Genomic DNA, 21,068 nt, shown 5'->3' on the forward strand with positions numbered 1-21,068 from the left:
CACTGTTTATAGTTGTGGCGCGGGAGAAAAATTGGTTCTCATGCCTTCAACGCCAAGACTTCCACGTGGGCGGCCAAAGAAACAGATGGCCATCTGGATGAGCCCCGCGCCGACCGGAGGTCTTAGGTTTTTACCCATCTAGGTCATTCGGCGATGGGTCCTGCGGGAGGGGGTGAAGGCCTATCCCAAAGCATTAAGCCCCGGGGCTCTGAGGGGGCATTTGCGGCTCCGGAAGGGCATTGGCCGCCCGTCAATCAAGGCGGTAGGCCCGCACATAGTCGACGATCATGTGCGAGGGGTCGGGGGCCTCGTCCTTCGTCGGTCCGTCGACCAGAGCCAGATTGAGCAGGATGTAGAGTGGTTGGCGATGCTCTTCCTGCGTTTCGGTCTTCCAGACGAATGTGCGGTCGAAATAGAAGCGGATCCAGTCGCGGTCGATCCTGACGCCATAGGTATGGAAGTCGCCCGGTCGCGCATCCTCAAAGACATTGTTGCGGTGAAAGCGCGAATAATGGCGTCCGTCGCGGTGCCAGATATGCACGACCGATGAATAGCCATCCGGCTTGTCGCCGTAGAATTCGATCACGTCGATCTCTGCGGTGGATTGCGAGCGGTCCTTGCCGATCAGCCAGAAGGCCGGCCACACGCCGGGGCCGTCGGGCAGTTGGGCGCGCATTTCGAAATAGCCGTATTGCTGGGCAAAGCCGTTGCCCTTGGGGTCCATCGAGGCGAGCAGGCCGGATTGCCAGTCGCCCTCCGGGTCGCGTTTTGCCTCGATCTTCAGCATCCCGTCTTCGATGCTGAAAGGCGTGCGTTGACCGGGATCGGCAAAGCGCGCACCGCCGAAATCGCCCGACCAGGGCGTATGCGCGATCCAGCGCGTGCCCGGTCCCCAGGCCGAAACGTCGAGACTTGTGAAATCCTCGTCGAACGACAGGCGCATCGCGTTAATGTCCAGCCGGTCGGCTTCTGTGCCCGGCTCGTCATTGGCGCTGGCCTTGAGCATGCCGAGCGTAAGGGCCGTGGCAAACCCGAACACAAGGAACCGGCGTTTCGCCGAGATCCGTGATGCGCCAGAAGCGCGTGATGTATCTGAGGAAAACGGCAATGCGGCAACCTCCCGGGCGGCAGATTATCACTGCATCTGCCAATCCCGGAATTCAGCCAATCGCGGTCCCACTGTCCATAAGAGGTATCCCCGAAACAGGGACGCTCCATTGCATGCGTGGTATCCTCGACCGGGTTTACGCCGCTCGTGCGGCTAAAGGGCGAGGCGCGCCATGCGCATCGAATTACTGGGTTTATTGTCGCTTGTTCTCGGTGGGGTGGTCCTTCTGGCGCCGCCGCGCATGGCATTCTACGTCATCGTCCTGTCCACGCTGTTTGGCGCTGCGGCAGCCTTTGGCGTGCCGGGTCTCGGCGGCGCTTCGGTGCTCGTGCCGAGCCTGCTTCTGGCCTTTTTCTGCCTGCGTCTCTTCATGGCGCATGGCGAGCGCCCGGTCTTCGCAGCCGTCTCGTCATCCTCGCCGGGCATCTGGCTGCTTCTGCTCACGGTCTATGGTGTCTTTTCCGCGCTTTTCTTCCCGCGCATTCTTCAAGGCGTCACAGAAACGATGATCGTGCTGCGCTCCTCCGCAGGGCACCGGATCATCGATCTCACGCCATTGTCGTTCTCCAGCAACAACATCACCCAAACGGTCTATGCGCTGGGCGGTCTTTTCTGCTTCGCCTTCACCTATGCCTATCTGAAACGCGGCGGCACGGCGCGGGATGTGGTGAATGCGATGCTGGTTCTGGCGGTCGCCAACCTCGTCTTTGCGCTGCTTGATGTCGTCACCTATCGCACGGGCACGGCCTATCTCTTCGATTTCATCCGCACGGCGAATTACGCGCTTCTGACCGGCTCGGAAAAAGCGGGCTTCAAGCGCATTTCCGGCACCTTTCCCGAAGCATCGGCCTTTGCGGGCTACACCATCGTTCTCTTCGCCTTCACGGCCAGCCTGTGGCTCGACCGCACGCGCTCCATGACAACCGGCGTCATTGCGGGCCTTCTCCTCCTGGCGCTTCTTCTGTCGACCTCGACCACGGCGCTGGTAAGCCTTGCCGCCGTCATGGTCTTCCTGTCATGGCGCGCGCTGCCGGCAACCGGCCCCTATGGCGTCACCGGTCGACCGGCGGCGATAGCGCTCGCTCTCCTCAGCGTTCCACTCTGCTTCATGCTTGTTCTGGTCTTCGCGCCGGGATTTGCCGATGGCGTTCAGTCATTCCTCGACGAGACGCTCTACTCCAAGCTCAGCAGCCAGTCGGCGCGGGAGCGCATGCAGTGGAATGCGGTTGCGTTCCAGGTTTTCCTCGATACCTGGGGCTGGGGTGCGGGGCTCGGCAGCGCGCGCGCTTCCAGCTATGCGCTGGTTCTCCTCTCCAATGTCGGTCTCATCGGCGCGATCCTGTTTGCGCTGTTCGTCGGCAACACGCTGATGCTGCGCAGCGATGCCGGGCGCTTTGAGCGGGCCGCCACGCGGGCGGCAAAGGCCGGCGTGTTTGCCGGTCTCTGCGAGGCCATGATTTCAGGCACCGTCTACGATCTGGGGCTTTTATTCTTCATCCTTGCCGGATCTGCCGCCGCCCTGCGCAGCGAGCCGGTGGCGGCCGGCGCCGGCAGCAGGACCCGTCTGGAGACGGTCTCGTGAGGGTCGTGGTCTTCAATGTGCGCTACAGCCCCAATCTGGGGGACGGCATTCTGGCCGAATGCCTTGAGCGCGAGCTTGCAAAGGCCCTGCCGGGCGCTGAGGTCGAGACGGTGGATCTTGCCGGGCGCGACGCTTATGGCGCTGCGGACAGCCGGCGCTTCGGTGTTTTGCGCCTGCTGGGCACGATGCCCGCGCCGGTGCGCCGCATGGTCGTGGAGCGCGTGCTTGGCCGCCGTCTTGCGGCGCTGCGCCCGGTCTGGAAACGCAGGATCGAGGCTGCCGATTTCGTTGTCATCGGCGGCGGTAATCTCTTTCAGGACGACGATCTCAATTTTCCGCTGAAGGTCGGGCAGGTGCTGGACCTCTGCCGGGAGACGGACACGCCGGTTGGCGTTTTTGCCGTGGGCGTCAGCAGCCACTGGTCGCCGCGCGCGGCGGCGCTGTTCGGTCTCTTGCGGGAGTGCCGGGTCTTTCATGCATCGGTGCGCGATGCGGGCGCTTTGCAGAACTGGCAGGCGCATTTTTCCGACTGGCGGGATGCGAGCCTCGCGCCCGATCCCGCATTGACGGTGGAGCGGGCGGAACAATCCCATGGGCACGCCCACCGGGTCCGCCCGCTTGTCGGCCTGTGCGTCACTCATCCGGTCGTTCTCCATCGGCATGCAAGCGGCGATGCGCAGGCCATTCCCCTTGCGTCGGTCGAAAGCTATCGGAGCCTGTCCGGGCAGCTTTTGAACGCGGGCTGCGATGTGGTGCTCTTCACCAATGGCGCGCTGGAGGATCAGGCTTTTCTGGAGCGGGTCCGGCTTGACCTTCCCGAGACCGACGGGCGCATGACGGGGCGGTGCGGTGTTGTCGCGCGGCCATCATCTCCCGACGAACTGATTGCCCTTATCGGCAGTCTCGACGGGCTCGTGGCTCATCGGCTGCATGCCTGCATCACGGCCTATGCACTGCGCATTCCTGCCGTGGGGCTTGGATGGGATCAGAAGGTGAAGGGCTTCTTCCGGCTCACCGCCCGTGAACCCTTCTTCGTTTCAGCGCACCAAGAAGATGAAGCAGCCATCGCGAAGCGCGTGCTGGCGGCGCTGGAACAGGGGATTGACCCAGAAACGCACCGTCTTTGCGTTGCCGGAGCACGGGGAGCGATCCTCAGACTCACGCGCGACATGAAAATGCCAGCGCCCGCCGCGGATCGCGCTTCAGCGTGATGCTTCGCTGTAAATCGGCGTGCGAATTGGTCAATCCGGCCCTCAATCGAAGAAATAATCATTATTCGGTGAAATTGGGGCTGGCTGACATATTTGTGATTAGGGCAGAATACCATGTTAATTAGAGACTTATCCGCGTGTCTCCTGATCGTGGGGCGGGGTCTGCGACTGCGAAAGCAGTTTTATGGAACCGGGTTTACGAACAGGGCGTTTAGTTCGTGGTTAGAAGCCACATGACTGCCTCTGGTCGACATGCCGGTCAGCCTGGTGGCCAGAAGTGGCGCAAAGAGCGGGGAAGTATGCGGGCTCGGGGCTCCGATAATTATAGAGAAATACTGCACTACCTGGAGGCTGAGACGGCGCGGGGCCTGTTTGGAATGGGCGCTGGCAAGGCAAACGGCTCGGCTCTGCGAAAGCGTCTTTACGCGAGTGGCGACACGATTGCCGATATGGATGGGCAAAAGCGCGCCGTTCTTCTGGTCATTTCGGGCTGGGTGGCAAACGGGAAGGAGCTGGAAGACGGCTCCAGAACCGTGGTCGATTTCTCGCTGACCGGTGACGTGATCACCGTGGGATCAACCGAGTGGTCGCGCGAGGAGGTGCGGGCGCTGACATCGGTGACGCTGTTCGAATTTCCCGGTGCGATCTACGAAAACCTTTCCACCTATCCCCGGCATGTGCGCGAGTTCGTTCTCAAGGGAATGGCCCGGCGGTACGCACGTGCGGCCGAGCATTTCGTCAATATCAGCCGCCGTGGCGCATTCGAGCGGGTGGCGCATCTTCTGCTCGAGCTGTCCTTCAGAGTCGGCCTCTATGAGGGGCAGGGAGCCAGTTCCTTCGCCTGTCCGCTAACCCAGGTCGATCTGGGCGATGCGCTCGGCCTTTCGGTGGTTCACGTCAATCGCGTTCTGCGCAAACTGCGCGAGGGCGGGTACGTCTCCTTCCGGGGCGGGGTGGTGACGTTTCAGAACCGCGCCGGCCTGATCACGGCCAGCGGCTTCGATGATGCCTATCTGGCTCTTTCCGATGCGGATGCCGCGCCTGTGGATAACTGACCCCTCGGGCACTCACGGAAGGGGTATTCGCGCGGCTCCCATAATCGTGATTGCCGCAATGCGAAGCGCATTTGATATAATCAGTATTAGACTTCAGATGTATGCGCGGTATGCCCTGTGCGGAGCGCAGTGGTTATGAAATGAAGAGAACCAAATTCGCGAGTGGCGCGAATTTATCATCTGATTGCAACTTTAAGTATCTATTTTGCAAGTATAATCATTTTGAATGATTCTTTAAATGCATTGATCCATGTTAATGCAAATTATCCCCAATTGTGAGGATAATAAATCTCCAAGTGATAGTCCTGATGGAAGCCTCTTGGGGAGGTTTCATTCTGCCGATAGTTCATCGGCGGGGCGGGCGGGGTGTGCAAACAATAAATATAGCGCTTTTCCGATGTCACTGGGGCTTGGTTTGAGTGAGTGTTGGGGAGCATTTGAAATGGAACAGGCAAAGGTAGGACATAGCAGTGATTTACATGGGATCATGAATGCGTCCGGCGGTGCACTTGCGGCATCGTCACGAAAGGACTGGGACGCAGCGGACAAGGACGCTGATCGCGAACTTGTTCTTTTGATCGATCCCCGGGTGCTGGACCGGGAATGCCTGGCCCGCAGCCTGGAAACACAAAATCCTTCTCTTGAAATTGTTGCAGTCGGTTCTTCGGAAGAATGGCACAAGGCCTCCGGAGGACGTCATCCCGAGGCCGTTCTCCTGATTGTCGGGAGCCGCAAGATTTCCGAACAGGGGATCTGCGCGGAAATTCATGACCTGGCCGAGGAATTCGAAGAACAGCCGGTGATCGTGATCGCCGATACGGATGATCTGGGACAGATCCTCAAGGCGCTGGAAGCCGGCGCGAAAGGCTATATCCCGAGCAATGTCGGGGTCGATGTCGCCGCCGAGGCGATCCTTCTGGCCCGGGCAGGCGGTGTGTTCGTGCCGGCGAGCGGTGTGCTCGCCATGCGCGATGTCATCAACTCGAACAGCAGTCGTGTTGTCGGGCTTGGCAATCTGTTCACCGCCCGCGAAGCCGAAGTGGCGGAAGCGCTCCGGCGCGGCAAGGCGAACAAGATCATCGCCTATGAACTTCAGCTCTGCGAGAGCACCGTGAAGGTGCACATTCGCAACATCATGAAGAAGCTGAACGCGACCAACAGAACCGAGGTCGCTTACAAAATTCGCGAGATGCAGGCCTGACGGAGTGTACGCTCGTTTGATGACAGACTGGGGCTGACCGCGAGGTCAGCCTTTTTGTTTGTTTTGGTCCGGTTTGGCGGAAAACGATTCAAAATCAGCGCATTTCAGGCCATTTCTGAATCGTTTTCTGAAATTCACGCAGCGTCTGCATTCGCCCGTTCAGGGAAGAGTTTGGCGAGCCCTTCGGGCGAGGCGTCGGCAATGCCGCGCTCGGTTATCAGGCCGGTGACAAGCCGCGCCGGCGTCACGTCGAAGGCCGGGTTGCCGGCGGGCGTCGCGTCCGGCGAAATGCGCACCTGGCGCACCTGGCCGCTCTCGTCCTTGCCCCACACCAGCGAAACCTCGTCGCCCGAGCGTTCTTCAATGGGGATCTCCTTCACCCCGTCGCGCACGGTCCAGTCGATGGTGGGCGAGGGCAGCGCGACATAGAAGGGGACGCCATTGTCGCTTGCCGCCAGCGCTTTCAGATAAGTGCCGATCTTGTTGCACACATCGCCATCGGCGGTGGTGCGGTCGGTGCCGACGATCACCATGTCGACCATGCCATGCTGCATCAGATGTCCGCCGGCATTGTCCACCACCAGCGTGTGCGGCACGCCGTGGCCGGCCATCTCCCAGGCGGTGAGCTGGGCGCCCTGATTGCGCGGGCGCGTTTCATCCACATAGACATGCACCGGAATGCCTTCTTCCACCGCGTGGTAGATGGGCGAGGTGGCGGTGCCGAAATCGACGGTGGCGAGCCAGCCGGCATTGCAGTGAGTGAGGATGTTGACCGTTTCGCCGGGCTTCTTGCGCGTGGCGATTTCGCGAATGATTTCCAGTCCGTGACGGCCGATGCTGCGGTTGAGCTCGACATCCTCGTCGGCGATCTCGGCAGCGCGTTTGTAGGCGGCCTCGGCGCGTTCGCTCGCGGGCAGTTTGCCCAGAAGGCCGCGCATCTCGTCCAGCGCCCAGCGCAGGTTGATGGCCGTGGGCCGCGTTTCGTGCAGCGTTTCCCAGACCGCATCAAGGGCCGCGTCGGATGCGTCTTCGCGCATGCGCAGGGCGACGCCATAGGCGGCGGTGACGCCGATCAGCGGTGCGCCGCGCACCCACATGTCGCGGATCGCGGTGGCGATGCCGTCAACGGTGCTGACGGTTTCCACGCGCAGCTCATGGGGTAGCCAGCGCTGGTCGATGAGATCGACGGACCAGCCATCCTCGTTCACCCAGATGGTGCGGTAGTGCTTGTCTGCGACCTTCATGACAGTTTCCCCTGGTCCAGTGCCTCGGCCAGCCGATCAAGCTCGGCAAGCGATTGAATTCTGTTGCGGTTGACGACGATGTGCCGGCCGAATTTGAGCGCTGCCGTCTCGCAGGAGGCGCGCAGATCTTCATCGGCGATGTCCTCGAAATCGGCATTGTGGGCAAGGCCCAGAATGCGGCGGTGCATCTCGATGCCGGCAAAGCCCAGCATGTCGGTCCACAGATCGTGGATGACATGGTTGAGCGCCTGTTCGGCGGCGAGCCCATCCTCCTGATCTTCATAAAGGGCGGCCTGATAAAGCATGCCGCCGCGTTCCGTGCGCCAGAGATGGGCGAACTCGTCGCGGAACGTGTTCCATGTCTCGTCGATGACGCGCAGGAGATAGGTGCGCATGGAGGCGCGGTTGCCATTCTGCTCGTGCCCGCGCTGCGAGAAATAGGCCATCCAGTAATTGGCGATCAGCATGCCCACGTCGAAGGCCATGGGACCATAGAAGGCGAATTCCGGATCGATGATGCGCGTGTCGTCGGGTGTCACCATGACGGAGCCGGAATGCAGGTCGCCATGCACCATGGTTTCCGCCCGCGAGGCGAAGGCGTGCTTCATGCGCTGGGCCTCGACCTTCAGGTCGCGGTCGGCACGAAGCTCTTTCACCACCGCGTCGAGGCCCGGCGTGTGCCGGTTCATCGGCGCTTCGAAATAGGGATCGGAGAAAACGAGGTTTTCGGTGATGTCGCAGAGTTCGACATTGTCGGAGAAGAGCGCGAGATCGGCCTTGCGTTCCGATGCCTTCATGGAAAGGTCAGAGCCGCGGAACAGGGTGCGGGCCATGAACAGGCCGAGATCCCGGCCGATCTTCGGCAGCTCCTGGCCTTCGATGAGGGCGCGGCGCAGGATGATGTGCGGCGACAGGAACTCCATGGCGATCAGCGCCTGCGTCTCATCGAAGTAATGGACGGCGGGCACGGTGCCGGGCGCACGCTGCTCCTGGCGGGTGAGTGCGTGATACTCGAAGAAGGAGCGTTTCAGAGGCAGGGGCCAGCTGTCGCCGACGAGCCGCACATAGGGAAGCGCCTGCTTGATGATGAGCGTTTCGCTGCCGCCCTCGACGATGAAGACGAGATTGAGATTTCCGTCGCCCACCTCGCGGACCTTCCAGTCAGCAGGCACTCCGCCAAGCCGATTGGCGATATCCGGGATGCTGCCCAGGCGCGCCGGCAGGGTTTCCACCGTCAGGGCCTCAAAGGCGTTCTCTTTCATGTCTCTGTCTCCTCCCGTTCGCGCCGGCGCGCGCAAATCATGACGTTCGCTCCTCATCCGCCCGCCATCGCCTTCTCCCGCACACGGGCGAGAAGGGCGATGGTCTTCCTGTTTGCACCACCGGTTCTGACGTCACGCTACCAAGGCTCTGTCATTTGTCAATCATGTTGACAAATGCTTGTTACCTGTTAGCGTCACCTTGGGAGGAGAGCATGGGCGACATCGCGATTTTTCGCATAGCCGGCCTGACCAAGGCGTTCGGACCCAACGCCGTGTTGCGTGGAGTGGGGCTCGACCTGCGCGCTGGCGAGGTAACGGTTCTGATGGGCGCCAACGGCGCCGGCAAGTCGACGCTCGTCAAGATCATGAGCGGCGTTCACCGCGCCGACCGTGGCGTGATGATGCTGGGCGACAGGCCCTTCTCTCCTGCCACCCCGGCAGAAGCGATGCGCGCCGGCGTGGTGACGGTGCATCAAAACATCAATGACGGTGTGGTGGGCGCGCTCGACGTGGCCAGCAATCTGGTGCTCGACCGGCTGAATGGCGCGGGCCGCGGCTTTTTCTTCAATCCACGAAAGGTGCGGCGCGAGGCGCGCGAGGTGGCCGAGCGCATGGGGCTCGGGATCGACCTCAGCGCCGAGGTGACCGACCTGCCGCTCGCCGACCGCCAGATGGTGGCCATTGCGCGCGCCATGGCGCATGAACCGCAGGTGATGATCCTCGACGAGCCCACCTCTTCGCTTTCAAGCAATGAGGCAGAACGGCTCTTTGAGCTGATCGACCGGCTCAGGGCGCGCGGCGTCGCCATTCTCTACATTTCACACCGCATGTCGGATATCCGGCGTCTGGCCGACCGGATTGTCAGCCTGCGTGACGGGGCCATTGTCGGGCAGTTCGATGAAAAGCCGCTCGACTATGAGGGCGCGGTCAATGCGATGCTGGGCCAGAATCTCGGCCTGCACAGCATTGATGCGCGCGCTGCCGGCGCGCCGGTTTTCTCGGTCCGCGATCTGCGCATCGCACCGGGCGCAAAGCCGCTTTCCATGGAACTGGGCGCGGGCGAGGTGGTGGCGGTAACGGGGCTTGTGGGCGTCGGCAAGACCCGGCTTGCCGAAACGCTGTTCGGCATTCATGCGCCGCTTGCCGGCTCCATGCAGCTCGATGGCAGGGCCTATGTGCCCAGAACGCCGGCCAGCGCGATCAGGGACGGCGTGTTTCTTGTCGCCAAGGACCGCGCCTCCACCGGCATCGTGCCGGAATTCAACATCTACGAGAATATGAGCCTGCCGTTTCTGCCGCGCTTCTCGAACATAAGCGTGACGCGGCGGCGGGCCGAACGGCAGACCGCGCGCGAGCAGATTGCGGACCTCAAGATCGTGTGCCGCTCCGAGCGCGACGATCTGGCGACCCTTTCGGGCGGCAACCAGCAAAAGGTGACGGTGGCGCGCTGGCTGACACAGCCCTCGCGGCTTCTGATCCTGGACGAGCCGTTTCAGGGCGTGGACATTGCCGCGCGCCATGACATTGCGGCCAAGCTGCGCGAAAGCGCCCGCGACCGCGCAACACTGGTCTTTCTGACCGAACTGGACGAGGCGCTGGAGACGGCGGACCGTATCCTCGTCATGTCCGAAAACACGATTGTCGGCGAGCATCGCAATGCCGACGTGGATATGGACCGGCTGCTGGCCGAAGTTGCCGGCCAGCGTCTGGAACCCGCAGGGAGCGTTTAGAGAATGGACAGCCGTACGGCGGACAAGACCCCGGTTGAAACCCCGGCTGAGGCGCTGGCGCAGCCGAAAGACGGCCGCTCGCTGCGTGAGCTGGCAATCCGCTATGGCTTTCTGAGCCTTCTGGTGGGGCTGATCATCTTCTTCTCGCTTGCGACGCGCGGCTTCACCTCGCCGCAGGCGGCGGTCTTCATCCTGCAATCGGTTTCGATCACCGGCATTCTGGCGCTCGGCGTGACGGCGACGCTGGTGGTGGGCGGCTTCGACCTTTCCATCGGCTCCATCGCCACAAGCTCCATGATGGCGGCGGCCTATGTGATGGTGGTGCTGGAGCAGAACGCACTGGTGGCGGTTCTGGTGTGTCTCGCGATCGGCGCGCTGGTCGGGCTGATCAATGGTTTGATCATCTGTTACATGCGCGTGCCCGATCTTCTGGCGACGCTCGGCATGATGTTCCTGCTGATCGGTCTGCAGCGCATTCCGACCGAAGGGCGCTCCATCGCCACCGGCATGACGCTGCCCGATGGCTCGACCGCCGAGGGCACGTTCAGCCAGGCCTTTCTGGCGCTGGGGCGGCACCGGTTCGATCTGTTTATCGAAAACCTCGTGCCGGCCTCGGTGGTGGTGCTGATCGTGCTGGCGATCCTGATCTGGTTCTTCCTCGAATACACGCGGTTTGGCCGCATGATGTATGCGGTGGGATCGAATGCGCGCGCTGCGGAGTTTGCCGGCGCGCCGGTCAAGGCTTACCGCATCTGGGCCTATGTGATCTCGGGCGTCTTCGCCTCCATCGGCGGCATTCTTCTGGCCGCGCGCCTTGGGCGCGGCGACATCGCATCGGGCAACAATCTGCTTCTGGATGCAGTGGCGGCGGCGCTGATCGGTTTTGCGGTGCTGGGTGCAGCCAAGCCGAATGCGTTCGGCACGGCCATCGGGGCGCTGTTCGTGGGCGTGCTCCTGCAGGGGCTCACCATGATGAACGTGCCGTATTACACGCAGGATTTCGTCAAGGGCGCGGTGCTCGTCATCGCTCTGATCTTCACCTTTGCGCTGCTTGGGAGGAATGCCCGGTAGCGCCGTTCAAAAGCAAACAGGCAGTGGAGGAGAAAGAGTATGGAAATTTCACGCAGACTTCTGGGCAAGATGGCCGTGGCGCTGGCCGGCGCGACCATGCTTCTGCCGGCAGCCGCCGGCGCACAGGACAAGCCCGCGCCGTTCGACAATCCGGGTGATGTGGAGATTGCGCTGGTGCGCTATCTTTCCACGGGCGACTTCTTCCAGGCCTATCTTTCGGGCGTGGAAAAGCAGTCCGAGGCGCTGGGTGTGAACCTGCGCGTGCTCGACAGCCGCCAGGACGCCGCCCTTCAGGCTGACATGGTGGATCAGGCGATTGCGCTTGGTGTTGATGGCATCATCATCCAGCACGGCCTGACCGAATCCATGAAGGAAGCCGCCCAGCGCGCCGTCGATGCGGGCATCAAGGTCGTGGCCTTCGACGTGAATGTCGAAAATGATGCGATCCCGCAGATCGAGCAGTCCGACCGGGATCTGGCGCGTCTGGCGCTTGAGCAGGCCGTTGCCGACAATGGCGAAGCGTGGAAGGCTGGCTATGTCTATGTGGCCGGCATTGCACCGCTCGACCGCCGCGACGAGACCTGGCGCGAATTCAAGGAAAAATATCCGGGCATCGAGGAAGTGGCGCAGTTCGGCACGCTCGACAATCCGATCGCCAACTCGGTCGCCAACCAGGCGCGCTCGGTGGTGACGGCAAACCCGGACATCCAGGTCATGTTCGCGCCCTATGACGAGTTCGCCAAGGGCGTGAAGATCGCCGTGGACGAGGCCGGCCTTTCCGATGGCATCAAGATCTATTCGGCTGACGTTTCGACGGCCGACATTTCGGCCATGCGTGAGCCGGGCAGCGCCTGGGTTGCGACTGCCGCCACGAACCCTGCTGTTGTGGGCGAGGTTTCGGTGCGCGCGCTCGCCATGCTTCTGGCCGGCGAGGAGCCGGGCAAGAGCGTCATCGTTCCGCCGACGCTGATCACGCAGCAGGCGCTCAACGACGGCGACATCAAGAACATGGACGATCTGTCGGCGAAGATGCCACAGTTTGCCCATGCCGATGTGGCGGTGCCGGACTGGATGCCGCTGCCTGCGCGCGACTGAGGCAGTGCGTGGGGTGGAATGGAAAGGGCGGCTTGCGGGCCGCCCTTTTTGTTTTGTCGTTCAGGCATGGATACCCGGCTCGGGGGCGGGCATGACGAACGGGGGAGGGAGGATGCAAATCTTCGGTATCCGCGATTGACGCCACCACTTTTGCCATTCGTCACCCTCGGGCTCTGACCCGAGGGGCCATGCCGGAACGGCCAAAGCCCGTATGCCGGCGTCCTTATCGCAGGGCGGCTGCGATGTTGCGCGCCTTTTCCTCCGCCCTTCGACGAACTCAGGATGAGGGAAGGGCAGGAGGACGTATGGCGGCTTGAAGTGTGCGGGAATGTTTTGTGATGACACCGCGACGAAAGCCCTCATCCTGCGCTTGTCGAAGGGCGAGGGCGGGATGGCGGGTGCGATCTTGTGAGCGTTGGCGCTCGCCCCTCATCCGCCTGCCGGCACCTTCTCCCCGCTGGCGGGGAGAAGGAGAGCGCGGCTGTTGGGTCACCCTTTTTGTTTTGCCGTTCAGGCATGGATACCCGGCTCGGGGGCGGGCATGACGAACGGGGGAGGGAGGATGCAGATCGTCGGCATCCGCGATTGACGCCACCACTCCTGCCATTCGTCACCCTCGGGCTTTGACCCGAGGGGCCATGCCGGAACGGCCAATGCCCGTATGTCGGCGTCCTTACGGCAGGACGGGTGCGATCTTGTGAGCGTTGGCGCTCGCCCCTCATCCGCCTGCCGGCACCTTCTCCCCGCTGGCGGGGAGAAGGAGAGCGCAGCTGTTGGGTCACCCTTTTTGTTTTGCCGTTCAGGCATGGATACCCGGCTCGGGGGGCGGGCATGACGAACGGGGGAGGGAGGATGCAGATCGTCGGTATCCGCGATTGACGCCACCACTCCTGCCATTCGTCATCCTCGGGCTTTGACCCGAGGGGCCATGCCGGAACGGCCAATGCCCGTATGCCGGCGTCCTTACCGCAGGGCGGCTGCGATGTTGCCGCCGTCGACGGTGGTGACGTCGGCGGTGGTGCGTTCGGCGAGGGCGTGGTTCAGGAAAGCCTGCGCCACGTCTTCGGCGCGCACTTCAAGGCCGAGAAGATTGCCGCCCATATAGTCCCTCTCCGAGACGCCGCGCGCGGTGGAGCGGTTGGCGATCATCTCGTTGGTGAGGAGGCCGGAGCGGATGCGGTCGGCGTTGACCGCGTTGGAACGCACGCCGATGGAGCCGTAATCCAGCGCATATTGCCGCGAAAGGAACAGCGTCGCCGCCTTGGGCAGGCCGTAAGCGCCGAAATTCGCTCCCGGATTGACCGCCTGCTTGGAGGCGTTGAAGAGCAGCACGCCGCCGGTGCCCTGCTGTTTGAAGAGACGCACCGCGTTCTGCGCCACGCTCTGATGGGCGAAGAAGTTGAGCTCAAAGCTCTGGCGCAGCGTGGCGTCTTCCAGCTCACCGATCTTGCCTTCCCAGGCCGCACCCGCGTTGGAGACCACGATGTCGACGCCGCCGAACACATCACGCGCCCTGTCGAAGGCGGCGCGCACGGCGGTCGCGTCGGTCACGTCCGCGCCGATGCCGATTGCGCCATTGCCGATGGATTTGGCCACATCCCCGGCCCTGTCGGCATGCATGTCGACGACGACCACATGCGCGCCCTGCGAGGCAAACAGCTTCGCCGTGGCTGCGCCGATTGCACCGGCGCCGCCGGTTACCAGCGTGACCTGGCCGGACAACGGTTTGGGCTTGTTGGACGCGAGCTTGGCCTGTTCGAGAGACCAGTATTCAAGCTCGAAGAGGTCGGAGAGCGCCAGCGGATGGAAGGAGCCGATGGCCTCGGCGCCAGTGACGGCTTCCACCAGCATTTCGCCCACATCGGCGGCGATCTTCGCTTCCTTCATGCTGCGGCCATGGCCGATGAGACCGAGACCGCGCACCAGCGTCAGGCGCGGCATTGTGTCGAGCATGGTGCGCTCCACATCGTCGGCGGCGTTGTTGGTCTCGAAATAGTCCTTGTAGCGGTCCGAGAACGCGGCGACCTTTTCGCGGATGATCTTGCCATAGGCGTCGAGCTTGCCGGCCTCGGGGGCGGGCAGAACCATGGGGCCGGTCTTGATGCGGATAGACAGATCGGGCGTGGAGACGCCGCGGGTGGCGAGCTCTTCGGCGGTGTCGGCGTTCACATAGTCGAGGATCTTTGGCGAGGTGCGGAAGTCGCAGACCATGCGGCCATATTTGCCTTCGCCCTCATCGATGGCGATTGCGCCACGCAGGTAGGGCATGATCTGCGACGGGGTGGCGAGTTCCTTCGGCAGCACCACCGGGTTGAACGGCGTCTTGCCGTGCCCGGCGACGTAATCCTCGGCCATGGTGACGAACTCGATCATGAGATCGTAGGCCGTCTTGGCGTCCTCGGCGAAGGTGAAGATGCCGTGCTTGTCGAGGATAAGGCCCTCGACGGACGGGTTTGCGTCATAGATGTCGGCGGCTTCCTTGGCGAGGTCGAAGCCCGGCTTGATGTAGGGCACAAAGCCCATCCGGTCGCCGAAGACCTTCTTGCAGAGCGCTTCGGAATCTTCCTGGTCAACCAGTGCGAGGATCGCGGTGGAATGGGTGTGGTCGACGAATTTGTGCGGCAGGAAGGCGTGCAGAAGCGTTTCGATGGACGGGTTGGGAGAACCCGGATCGATGAGGTTTGCACGCTGCATCGCCACCATGTCTTCATCCGACAGGGAGGGCAGTTCGCGGGCGGCCAGAAGCGCGTCCATCTTCACGGCAGGCAGGCCCTGTGGCTCGATCACGCCCATGTCCCAGCCGCTGCCCTTGACGCACAGAACATCATATTCGCGGCCCAGAATGTCGGTGGCGCGGCTTTTCAGCGAGGTGTTGCCGCCGCCATGCAGCACGAGGCGTGGCTCGCCGCCCAGAAGACGGGTCGTGTAGACGCGCAGCGCCAGGTCGCGTGCGACGCCCTTCTGCGCATAGTGCTCGACAAGCTTTTCGGCTTCGCTGTCTTTCCAGAGGTTCTGCATGTCTGTCCTGTACGTGTCTTGAAGGGTTGCGCTTGCCGGCGTCAATCAGGCTGGCTTTGATCAGGCCAGCGTGGGTTCACTGGCGGTGTGGTGTTTCAGAAGCTTCGTCGCCATGGATGACGTGGTCACCAGATGGGTGAAGAAACGGCCGGCGATGGCGGCCTGCAGGGGCTCGAACTTCTCGTCCTCCTGCACCACCATGAGCCGCCGGGGAATGGCGCGGATGGCGTCGAAATCGGCAGAGATCATGCGCCGGTTGTAATCGCAGTCGAGCAGGGTGCCGTCGGCGGTGATGATCTGCCCGGCAATGACGCCGGTCGCGCCCATTGTTTTCAGCCGTTCAAGCTCTTCAAGGCTGAGCGCGCCGCATTTGATGACATGGCTGTCGGCGTCCAGCGCGCCGACCGTGAAGAGCGCCATGTCGCAGGCGCTGATCCCGTCGAGCTGTTCGCGGATGACCGGCTCCTCGCGCAGGGCGCGCGCCAGCTCTTCGGTGCTGAGCACCAGCGGGGCGTAGAAATTCAGACCCTTGGCGTTCAGCCGGCGGGCAATCTCCATGGTGCACTGGTCGGGACGGTAGGCATAGGGCGAGCCGAGATTGCCGCACATCTCCACCACCGTGACGCCCTCACGGTCGGCGTAGCTCATTGCATCGGCGATGTCGTACACGGTGCGGCCCCAGGCAACGCAGACCTGGTTACCATTCTCGACCATCTCCAGAAACACATTGGCGGCAAGCGTGGGGATCTCTGAAGGAGGAGAGGGCGAAAGCGCATCTTCGCCGACGAGCCAGACGGTCTCAAGCCCGAACGCGTCTTCCATCTGGCGGGCAAGACGCTCGCCGCTGAAGAGATGCGTGGAGGTGGAGATGTTGACGATGCCGGCTTCGCGCGCCTTGCGCAGATAAAGCGCCACGGACGCGCGCGAAATGTTCAGCCGCTGCGCAACCTCGTCCTGACGCAGGCCGTGCGTGTAATAAAGCCAGGCGGCCTTGTGTATGATCTGTTCTGCCGGACGATAAGCCATTCCGCGCCTCCTTTCGACATTATTCATGGTGATTGACAAAAGTCAATTCGTCGCCGGGAAGAAGCGCGAACCATGGGGAAGCGGGTCTTGTAGTCATGACGGGCAGGCATGACGGATCGGGTGATCCGGACAAGAGAAAGGCCGGGATGCATGTGCATCCCGGCCTTTGCAGATTTTAAGGGGCAGCGCGGGGCGCTGCCAGTCAGATCAGTAACCCTGCGGGCAGCGCGCTTCGTAGCGGCGACCATACTCGTCGCGGTAGACGCAGACGTTTCTGTTTTCCTGCGAACGACCGACCAGAGCGCCGGCCACGGTGCCGACTGCGCCGCCGATGAGTGCGCCTTCAACCTTGTTGCCGGAAGCGAGCGCGCCGATGGCTGCGCCGCTGGCGCCACCGAAGGCTGCGCCCTGCTGGGTGGGGGTGCAGGCCGCAACGCCCAGAAGCAGCGCCGGAACGATAAGCAGTGACTTTTTCATAAAACCTCTCCAACTCTTTTCTTGATCATAAGCTTCGAAAGCCAATTTGGTTCCGCTTGAAGCTGTCTGATATAACAATGTCCCTATCGCCGTATACCATGCACATGAAATCCGGCAAAACTCGGTATCACAAGCATAGTTTGTGACGATTTAAATCCTAATTCTGTGAATTCCCCCGTTCAAACGGAGGTGGTTCCGAAGGCGAAGCAGGCATTTGGGCGAGAATCACCCCTTTTGTTGAACTTGCCGTGTTCCGCTAGCCGACTATTTGACTGATTCTGGTCTCAATCCACACCGTTGAGGTCGCATACAGACCATGTGCGATGGCGCTTTTGGGCCAAGTTTTCTCCTGTGGAGGAGCGCTCCGGTGGTGGGCGGCCATACTGTCGTTTGCTTCCAGCCCTCGGACAGAGATGGAGTGAAACATGTCAAATCAAGTCATTGAGGAGGACCACGGACTCGAGCCGGGGCAAGACAATGTCCGTCTGCTTGGTCTTGATGTTCACAATCCCGTATTTTTCATTTCCGCCGTGCTGATCGTCGCATTTGTGATCGTCACGCTGATTTTTCGCGATATCGCCGGCGACGCGCTTGGCGGTCTCAGGGTCTGGCTGACCTCGACCTTTGACTGGGTCTTCATGCTGTCGGCCAATCTGTTTGTTCTGTTCTGCATTGTGGTGGCGTTGACGCCGCTCGGAAAGGTCAGGCTGGGCGGCAAGGACGCCGTGCCCGAATATTCCTATTCCGGCTGGTTCGCGATGCTGTTTGCCGCTGGCATGGGCATTGGCCTGATGTTCTTCGGCGTGCTTGAGCCGATGTATCATTTCAACAATCCGCCGCTCGGCCTCACCCCGCCGGTTGTGGACGGACAGCTGGTTGCGGAAGCGGTTCCGGCCGCCCGCGAAATGGGCATGGCGGCGACCATCTTCCACTGGGGGCTTCACCCCTGGGCGATCTACGCGGTTCTGGCGCTTTCGCTTTCGCTTGCCGCCTACAACAAGGGCCTGCCGCTCTCCATTCGCTCGGCCTTCTTCCCGATCCTCGGGGAGCGCGTGCGCGGCTGGGCGGGGCATCTGATCGACATCATGGCGGTGTTCGCCACGCTGTTCGGTCTGGCCACATCGCTGGGGTTCGGTGCGTCGCAGGCGCTGGCCGGCCTCAACGAGCTTTACGGCGTTCCCAACACCGACACGGTGAAGGTGCTGCTCATCATGTGCATCACCGGCGTGGCGCTGATTTCCGTGGTGGCGGGTCTCGATGCGGGCGTGAAGCGCCTCTCCGAGATCAACATGGTGCTCGCCATCCTTCTTCTGGGCTTCGTCATCATCTTCGGGCCGACGCTGGCGATCATCACCGGTTTTTTCTCCAACACGTGGTCCTATGTGAAGGAGCTGCCGCAGCTTTCGAACTGGATCGGCCGTGAAGACACCGGCTTCATGCATGGCTGGACCACGTTCTACTGGGCGTGGTGGATTTCCTGGTCACCCTTTGTGGGCATGTTCATCGCCCGCGTTTCGAAGGGGCGCACGGTGCGTGAGTTCATCGTCTGCGTGCTCATCATTCCGACGCTGGTTTCGATCCTCTGGATGACCACGTTCGGCGGTACGGCCATGAACCAGTTTCTTGCAGAAGGCTATACGGGCGTTCAGCAGACGGTGGTGGACTATGTGCCGGAGCTTTCGCTGTTCGCGATGCTGGCGGATCTGCCGCTGGCCAGCATCAGCTCGCTGATCGGCATCATTCTGGTGATCGTCTTCTTCGTAACGTCTTCGGATTCGGGCTCGCTGGTGATCGACACGATCACTGCCGGTGGCAAGATCGACGCGCCGGTGGCGCAGCGTGTCTTCTGGGCGCTGTTTGAAGGGCTCGTGGCGATCGTGCTGTTGCTCGGCGGCGGGCTGGCCGCGCTTCAGGCCGGTGCGATTGCGACGGGATTCCCGTTCGCGATCCTGCTCGTGGTCATGCTTTATGCGACCTACAAGGCGCTGATGAGCGAGCGGGCGGCCGGGAACTAAATTTCGGTCTTCGCCTTAAGAGAAGGCCCCGGCGCCAAGCGCCGGGGCCTTTTTGTCCTGCAATCAGGTGCCGCCCTGCGCTGGCGGGGCTTCGGCCTTTTGGGTGGCCGCCAGATAATCGCGGTAGCTCACGCATTTCACGTCATCCATGCCGCAGACGTCACCGGCAAAACGCTCTAGCGCATCCCAGTACGCGCCGTCATTCATGAGGGTGAAGTGGAAGCCGAGCTGAAGGGGCGTGCGGCGTCCATCATACTCTTTCCTGAAGGACGCCATGAATGCATCATGGGTGCGCTTCTCGAAGGCCGGGGCCGCCTCGGGCTTCTCCTTGCCGCCGGAATGGCGGACATAAAGATTGTAGTCCATGGCGATGACCTGCCTCTCGCGTGGCCCTTCCGGGATCAGCGGAAGCGAAAAGCGCACGACGCCGCCACGCGCTTTCGGCAGGGCAGGCCCGCGCGACACGGTGCTGGCGTCATAGGCAAAACCCTTTTGAGCGAGAGTCTGGAACAGGCCCTTGTTGGTGGAGAGGTAGGGCGCGCGGAAGCCGTGGATTTCGTTGCGGGCGAAATCCTGCCACTCTTTCGGCTCGCCTTCGATCTCGTTGAGCTTCCAGGCATTGGCGACGATATTGCTGAACTCGTCGAACTCCTGGCCCCAGTCGGCTGCGTTCCAGTCCTTGCCGTCGAAATGCCCGCAGCCATGGCTGGCAATTTCATGACCCTCGGAGCGGGCGGTCCAGATCTGGCCGAGCCGGCCCTCGACATCCTCACGGCTGTAACCGCTACCCACATTCGAGCGCCCGCGTGACATGCCCGGCGCCTGATAGGCTTTGCGGGTCTCCGGCGAGAGCAGGTAGACGCAGGAGAGGAAATAGGTAAAGCGCGCGCCGGTCTTTTCGGCGATTGCGCGGCTGCGCTGCCACTGCTCCAGATGGAGCGCGCCATCGAACGAAATGATTACATATTGCGGCCTGGCGGTCTGAGGCTTGTCAGTCGGTGCGGCATCGTTGGCGAAACAAGAGCTTGTCAGCGCCAGCGCGGACGCCCCGGCGCAGAGTAATTTGAGCATGATCTCAATATCCAGAATGCAAAGTCGACGCAGCGGTAGCGAACAAATATGGCCGAGTTTGGAAGGCAAAGACCTGTTGAAACAAGACGCCATGAAAAGGCCGGAAATCAACAGAATGAGGTGGAATCGCGCTCGCCCCCTTCCATGGCGACAAATTTAGTCTAAAAAGCCCGAAACCGGGAACATTGCGGGACATCCCGCTAAACATGGGTCGCATATGTCCGACGACAGTTTTATTCGCGAAGTCAACGAAGAGCTCCGCCAGGATCAGTTCAAGTCGCTGTGGCGTCGATTTGGCCCGGTCGCCATTGGTGCGGCCGTGTTGCTCGTGGTCGCTACCGCCGGCTATGTGGGCTATGAGCGCTGGACCTCTTCGCAGGCCAATGCATCGGGTGACGCGTTCTCGCAGGCGCTTGATCTGGCGCGTCAGGGTGAAACCGCAGAGGCGCTGGCCGCATTCGAGGAACTCGAGGGAAGCGGCTATGGCTCCTATCCGCTTCTGGCACGCATGCGCGCAGCCACGGTTCTGTCGGCTGACGGCGACGCCGATGGTGCGGTCGCCGCATTCGACGAGATTGCCGCCGACAAGTCGGTGACCGACGTCATTGCCGATACGGCAAGGCTGCGGGCCGGCCTGATTCTGGTTGACCATGGTTCCTATGCGGATGTTGCAGCCCGCGTCGAGACGCTGACGGCCGATGGCAACGCGCTGCGCCACACGGCGCGCGAGGCGCTCGGTCTGGCAGCCTGGAAGGAAGGCAAGCGCGACGACGCGCTGACGCTTTTCCAGCAGATCTCGGGCGATGCAGCCGCGCCGCGCAACACGCGTCAGCGCGCCGAAATGATGGTGGAACTGATTCTCGGCTCAGGCCCGGCTGAATAGCCGTAACCGGTGTAACTCT

The 21,068-nt window shown here is 62.0% G+C and carries 16 protein-coding genes; 9 read left to right on the top strand and 7 right to left on the bottom strand.

Features of this window, described 5'->3' with window-relative positions; genetic code table 11:
- Positions 1–250 precede the first annotated feature (250 nt).
- The gene (locus DEJ54_RS10185; RefSeq protein WP_113156208.1) at positions 251–1,006 is read right to left on the bottom strand and encodes a glycoside hydrolase family 16 protein; all 756 of its coding nucleotides are present in this window, start codon (positions 1,004–1,006) and stop codon (positions 251–253) included.
- Between the two features lie 274 nt (positions 1,007–1,280).
- On the opposite strand from DEJ54_RS10185, the gene DEJ54_RS10190 reads away from it, so the two are divergent.
- The 4 genes from DEJ54_RS10190 to DEJ54_RS10205 all read left to right on the top strand — a co-directional run bounded on the left by DEJ54_RS10190 (position 1,281) and on the right by DEJ54_RS10205 (position 6,157).
- The gene (locus DEJ54_RS10190) at positions 1,281–2,690 is read left to right on the top strand and encodes a hypothetical protein (protein ID WP_245447484.1); all 1,410 of its coding nucleotides are present in this window, start codon (positions 1,281–1,283) and stop codon (positions 2,688–2,690) included.
- Positions 2,687–3,901 (top strand): polysaccharide pyruvyl transferase family protein, encoded by a 1,215-nt coding sequence (locus tag DEJ54_RS10195; RefSeq protein WP_162742253.1) that lies wholly within the window; start codon positions 2,687–2,689, stop codon positions 3,899–3,901. Before DEJ54_RS10190 ends, DEJ54_RS10195 begins: the two co-directional genes overlap by 4 nt.
- Before the next feature lie 377 nt (positions 3,902–4,278).
- The gene (locus DEJ54_RS10200; RefSeq protein ID WP_245447486.1) at positions 4,279–4,956 is read left to right on the top strand and encodes a Crp/Fnr family transcriptional regulator; all 678 of its coding nucleotides are present in this window, start codon (positions 4,279–4,281) and stop codon (positions 4,954–4,956) included.
- Positions 4,957–5,398: 442 nt separating this feature from the next.
- Positions 5,399–6,157: a response regulator transcription factor gene (locus tag DEJ54_RS10205; RefSeq protein WP_113154468.1), complete on the top strand. Its 759-nt coding sequence runs from the start codon at positions 5,399–5,401 to the stop codon at positions 6,155–6,157.
- A 134-nt stretch (positions 6,158–6,291) separates the two neighbouring features.
- On the opposite strand, the gene mtnA is transcribed toward DEJ54_RS10205, so the two are convergent.
- Both mtnA and mtnK read right to left on the bottom strand, forming a co-directional pair.
- Entirely contained in the window at positions 6,292–7,401 is a 1,110-nt protein-coding gene (mtnA, locus tag DEJ54_RS10210) for an S-methyl-5-thioribose-1-phosphate isomerase (protein WP_113154469.1), read from the bottom strand.
- Positions 7,398–8,663, bottom strand: coding sequence for an S-methyl-5-thioribose kinase (mtnK, locus tag DEJ54_RS10215; RefSeq protein ID WP_113154470.1), 1,266 nt, complete (start codon positions 8,661–8,663; stop codon positions 7,398–7,400). Before mtnK ends, mtnA begins: the two co-directional genes overlap by 4 nt.
- A 212-nt stretch (positions 8,664–8,875) precedes the next feature.
- Here mtnK and DEJ54_RS10220 point away from each other — a divergent pair, with 212 nt between their 5' ends.
- From DEJ54_RS10220 to DEJ54_RS10230, 3 genes are read left to right on the top strand one after another with little or no spacing between them, the layout of a single operon-like run.
- Entirely contained in the window at positions 8,876–10,393 is a 1,518-nt protein-coding gene (locus tag DEJ54_RS10220; protein ID WP_113154471.1) for a sugar ABC transporter ATP-binding protein, read from the top strand.
- Positions 10,394–10,396: 3 nt separating this feature from the next.
- Entirely contained in the window at positions 10,397–11,464 is a 1,068-nt protein-coding gene (locus DEJ54_RS10225) for an ABC transporter permease (RefSeq protein ID WP_245291769.1), read from the top strand.
- Between the two features lie 39 nt (positions 11,465–11,503).
- Positions 11,504–12,559 (top strand): substrate-binding domain-containing protein, encoded by a 1,056-nt coding sequence (locus tag DEJ54_RS10230; protein WP_113154472.1) that lies wholly within the window; start codon positions 11,504–11,506, stop codon positions 12,557–12,559.
- Between the two features lie 963 nt (positions 12,560–13,522).
- On the opposite strand, the gene DEJ54_RS10235 is transcribed toward DEJ54_RS10230, so the two are convergent.
- From DEJ54_RS10235 to DEJ54_RS10245, 3 genes are all read right to left on the bottom strand, one after another.
- Positions 13,523–15,577 carry a bifunctional aldolase/short-chain dehydrogenase gene (locus tag DEJ54_RS10235; protein ID WP_113154473.1) on the bottom strand — a complete coding sequence of 685 codons (2,055 nt, stop codon included), beginning with the start codon at positions 15,575–15,577 and terminating at the stop codon, positions 13,523–13,525.
- A 60-nt stretch (positions 15,578–15,637) separates the two neighbouring features.
- Positions 15,638–16,603: a sugar-binding transcriptional regulator gene (locus tag DEJ54_RS10240; protein WP_113154474.1), complete on the bottom strand. Its 966-nt coding sequence runs from the start codon at positions 16,601–16,603 to the stop codon at positions 15,638–15,640.
- Between the two features lie 207 nt (positions 16,604–16,810).
- Positions 16,811–17,080: a YMGG-like glycine zipper-containing protein gene (locus DEJ54_RS10245; RefSeq protein ID WP_113154475.1), complete on the bottom strand. Its 270-nt coding sequence runs from the start codon at positions 17,078–17,080 to the stop codon at positions 16,811–16,813.
- A 425-nt stretch (positions 17,081–17,505) separates the two neighbouring features.
- Here DEJ54_RS10245 and DEJ54_RS10250 point away from each other — a divergent pair, with 425 nt between their 5' ends.
- Positions 17,506–19,095 (top strand): BCCT family transporter, encoded by a 1,590-nt coding sequence (locus DEJ54_RS10250; protein ID WP_113154476.1) that lies wholly within the window; start codon positions 17,506–17,508, stop codon positions 19,093–19,095.
- A gap of 63 nt (positions 19,096–19,158) precedes the next feature.
- On the opposite strand, the gene DEJ54_RS10255 is transcribed toward DEJ54_RS10250, so the two are convergent.
- Positions 19,159–20,166, bottom strand: coding sequence for a polysaccharide deacetylase (locus DEJ54_RS10255; RefSeq protein ID WP_245447488.1), 1,008 nt, complete (start codon positions 20,164–20,166; stop codon positions 19,159–19,161).
- A 217-nt stretch (positions 20,167–20,383) separates the two neighbouring features.
- Here DEJ54_RS10255 and DEJ54_RS10260 point away from each other — a divergent pair, with 217 nt between their 5' ends.
- A complete protein-coding gene (locus DEJ54_RS10260; RefSeq protein WP_113154477.1) occupies positions 20,384–21,049 on the top strand; it encodes a tetratricopeptide repeat protein in 666 nt (221 codons plus the stop codon).
- The last annotated feature ends 19 nt before the right edge of the window (positions 21,050–21,068 follow it).

Source organism: Nitratireductor sp. OM-1 (genome assembly GCF_003296175.1).
Taxonomy (GTDB): Bacteria; Pseudomonadota; Alphaproteobacteria; order Rhizobiales; family Rhizobiaceae; genus Nitratireductor; species Nitratireductor aquimarinus.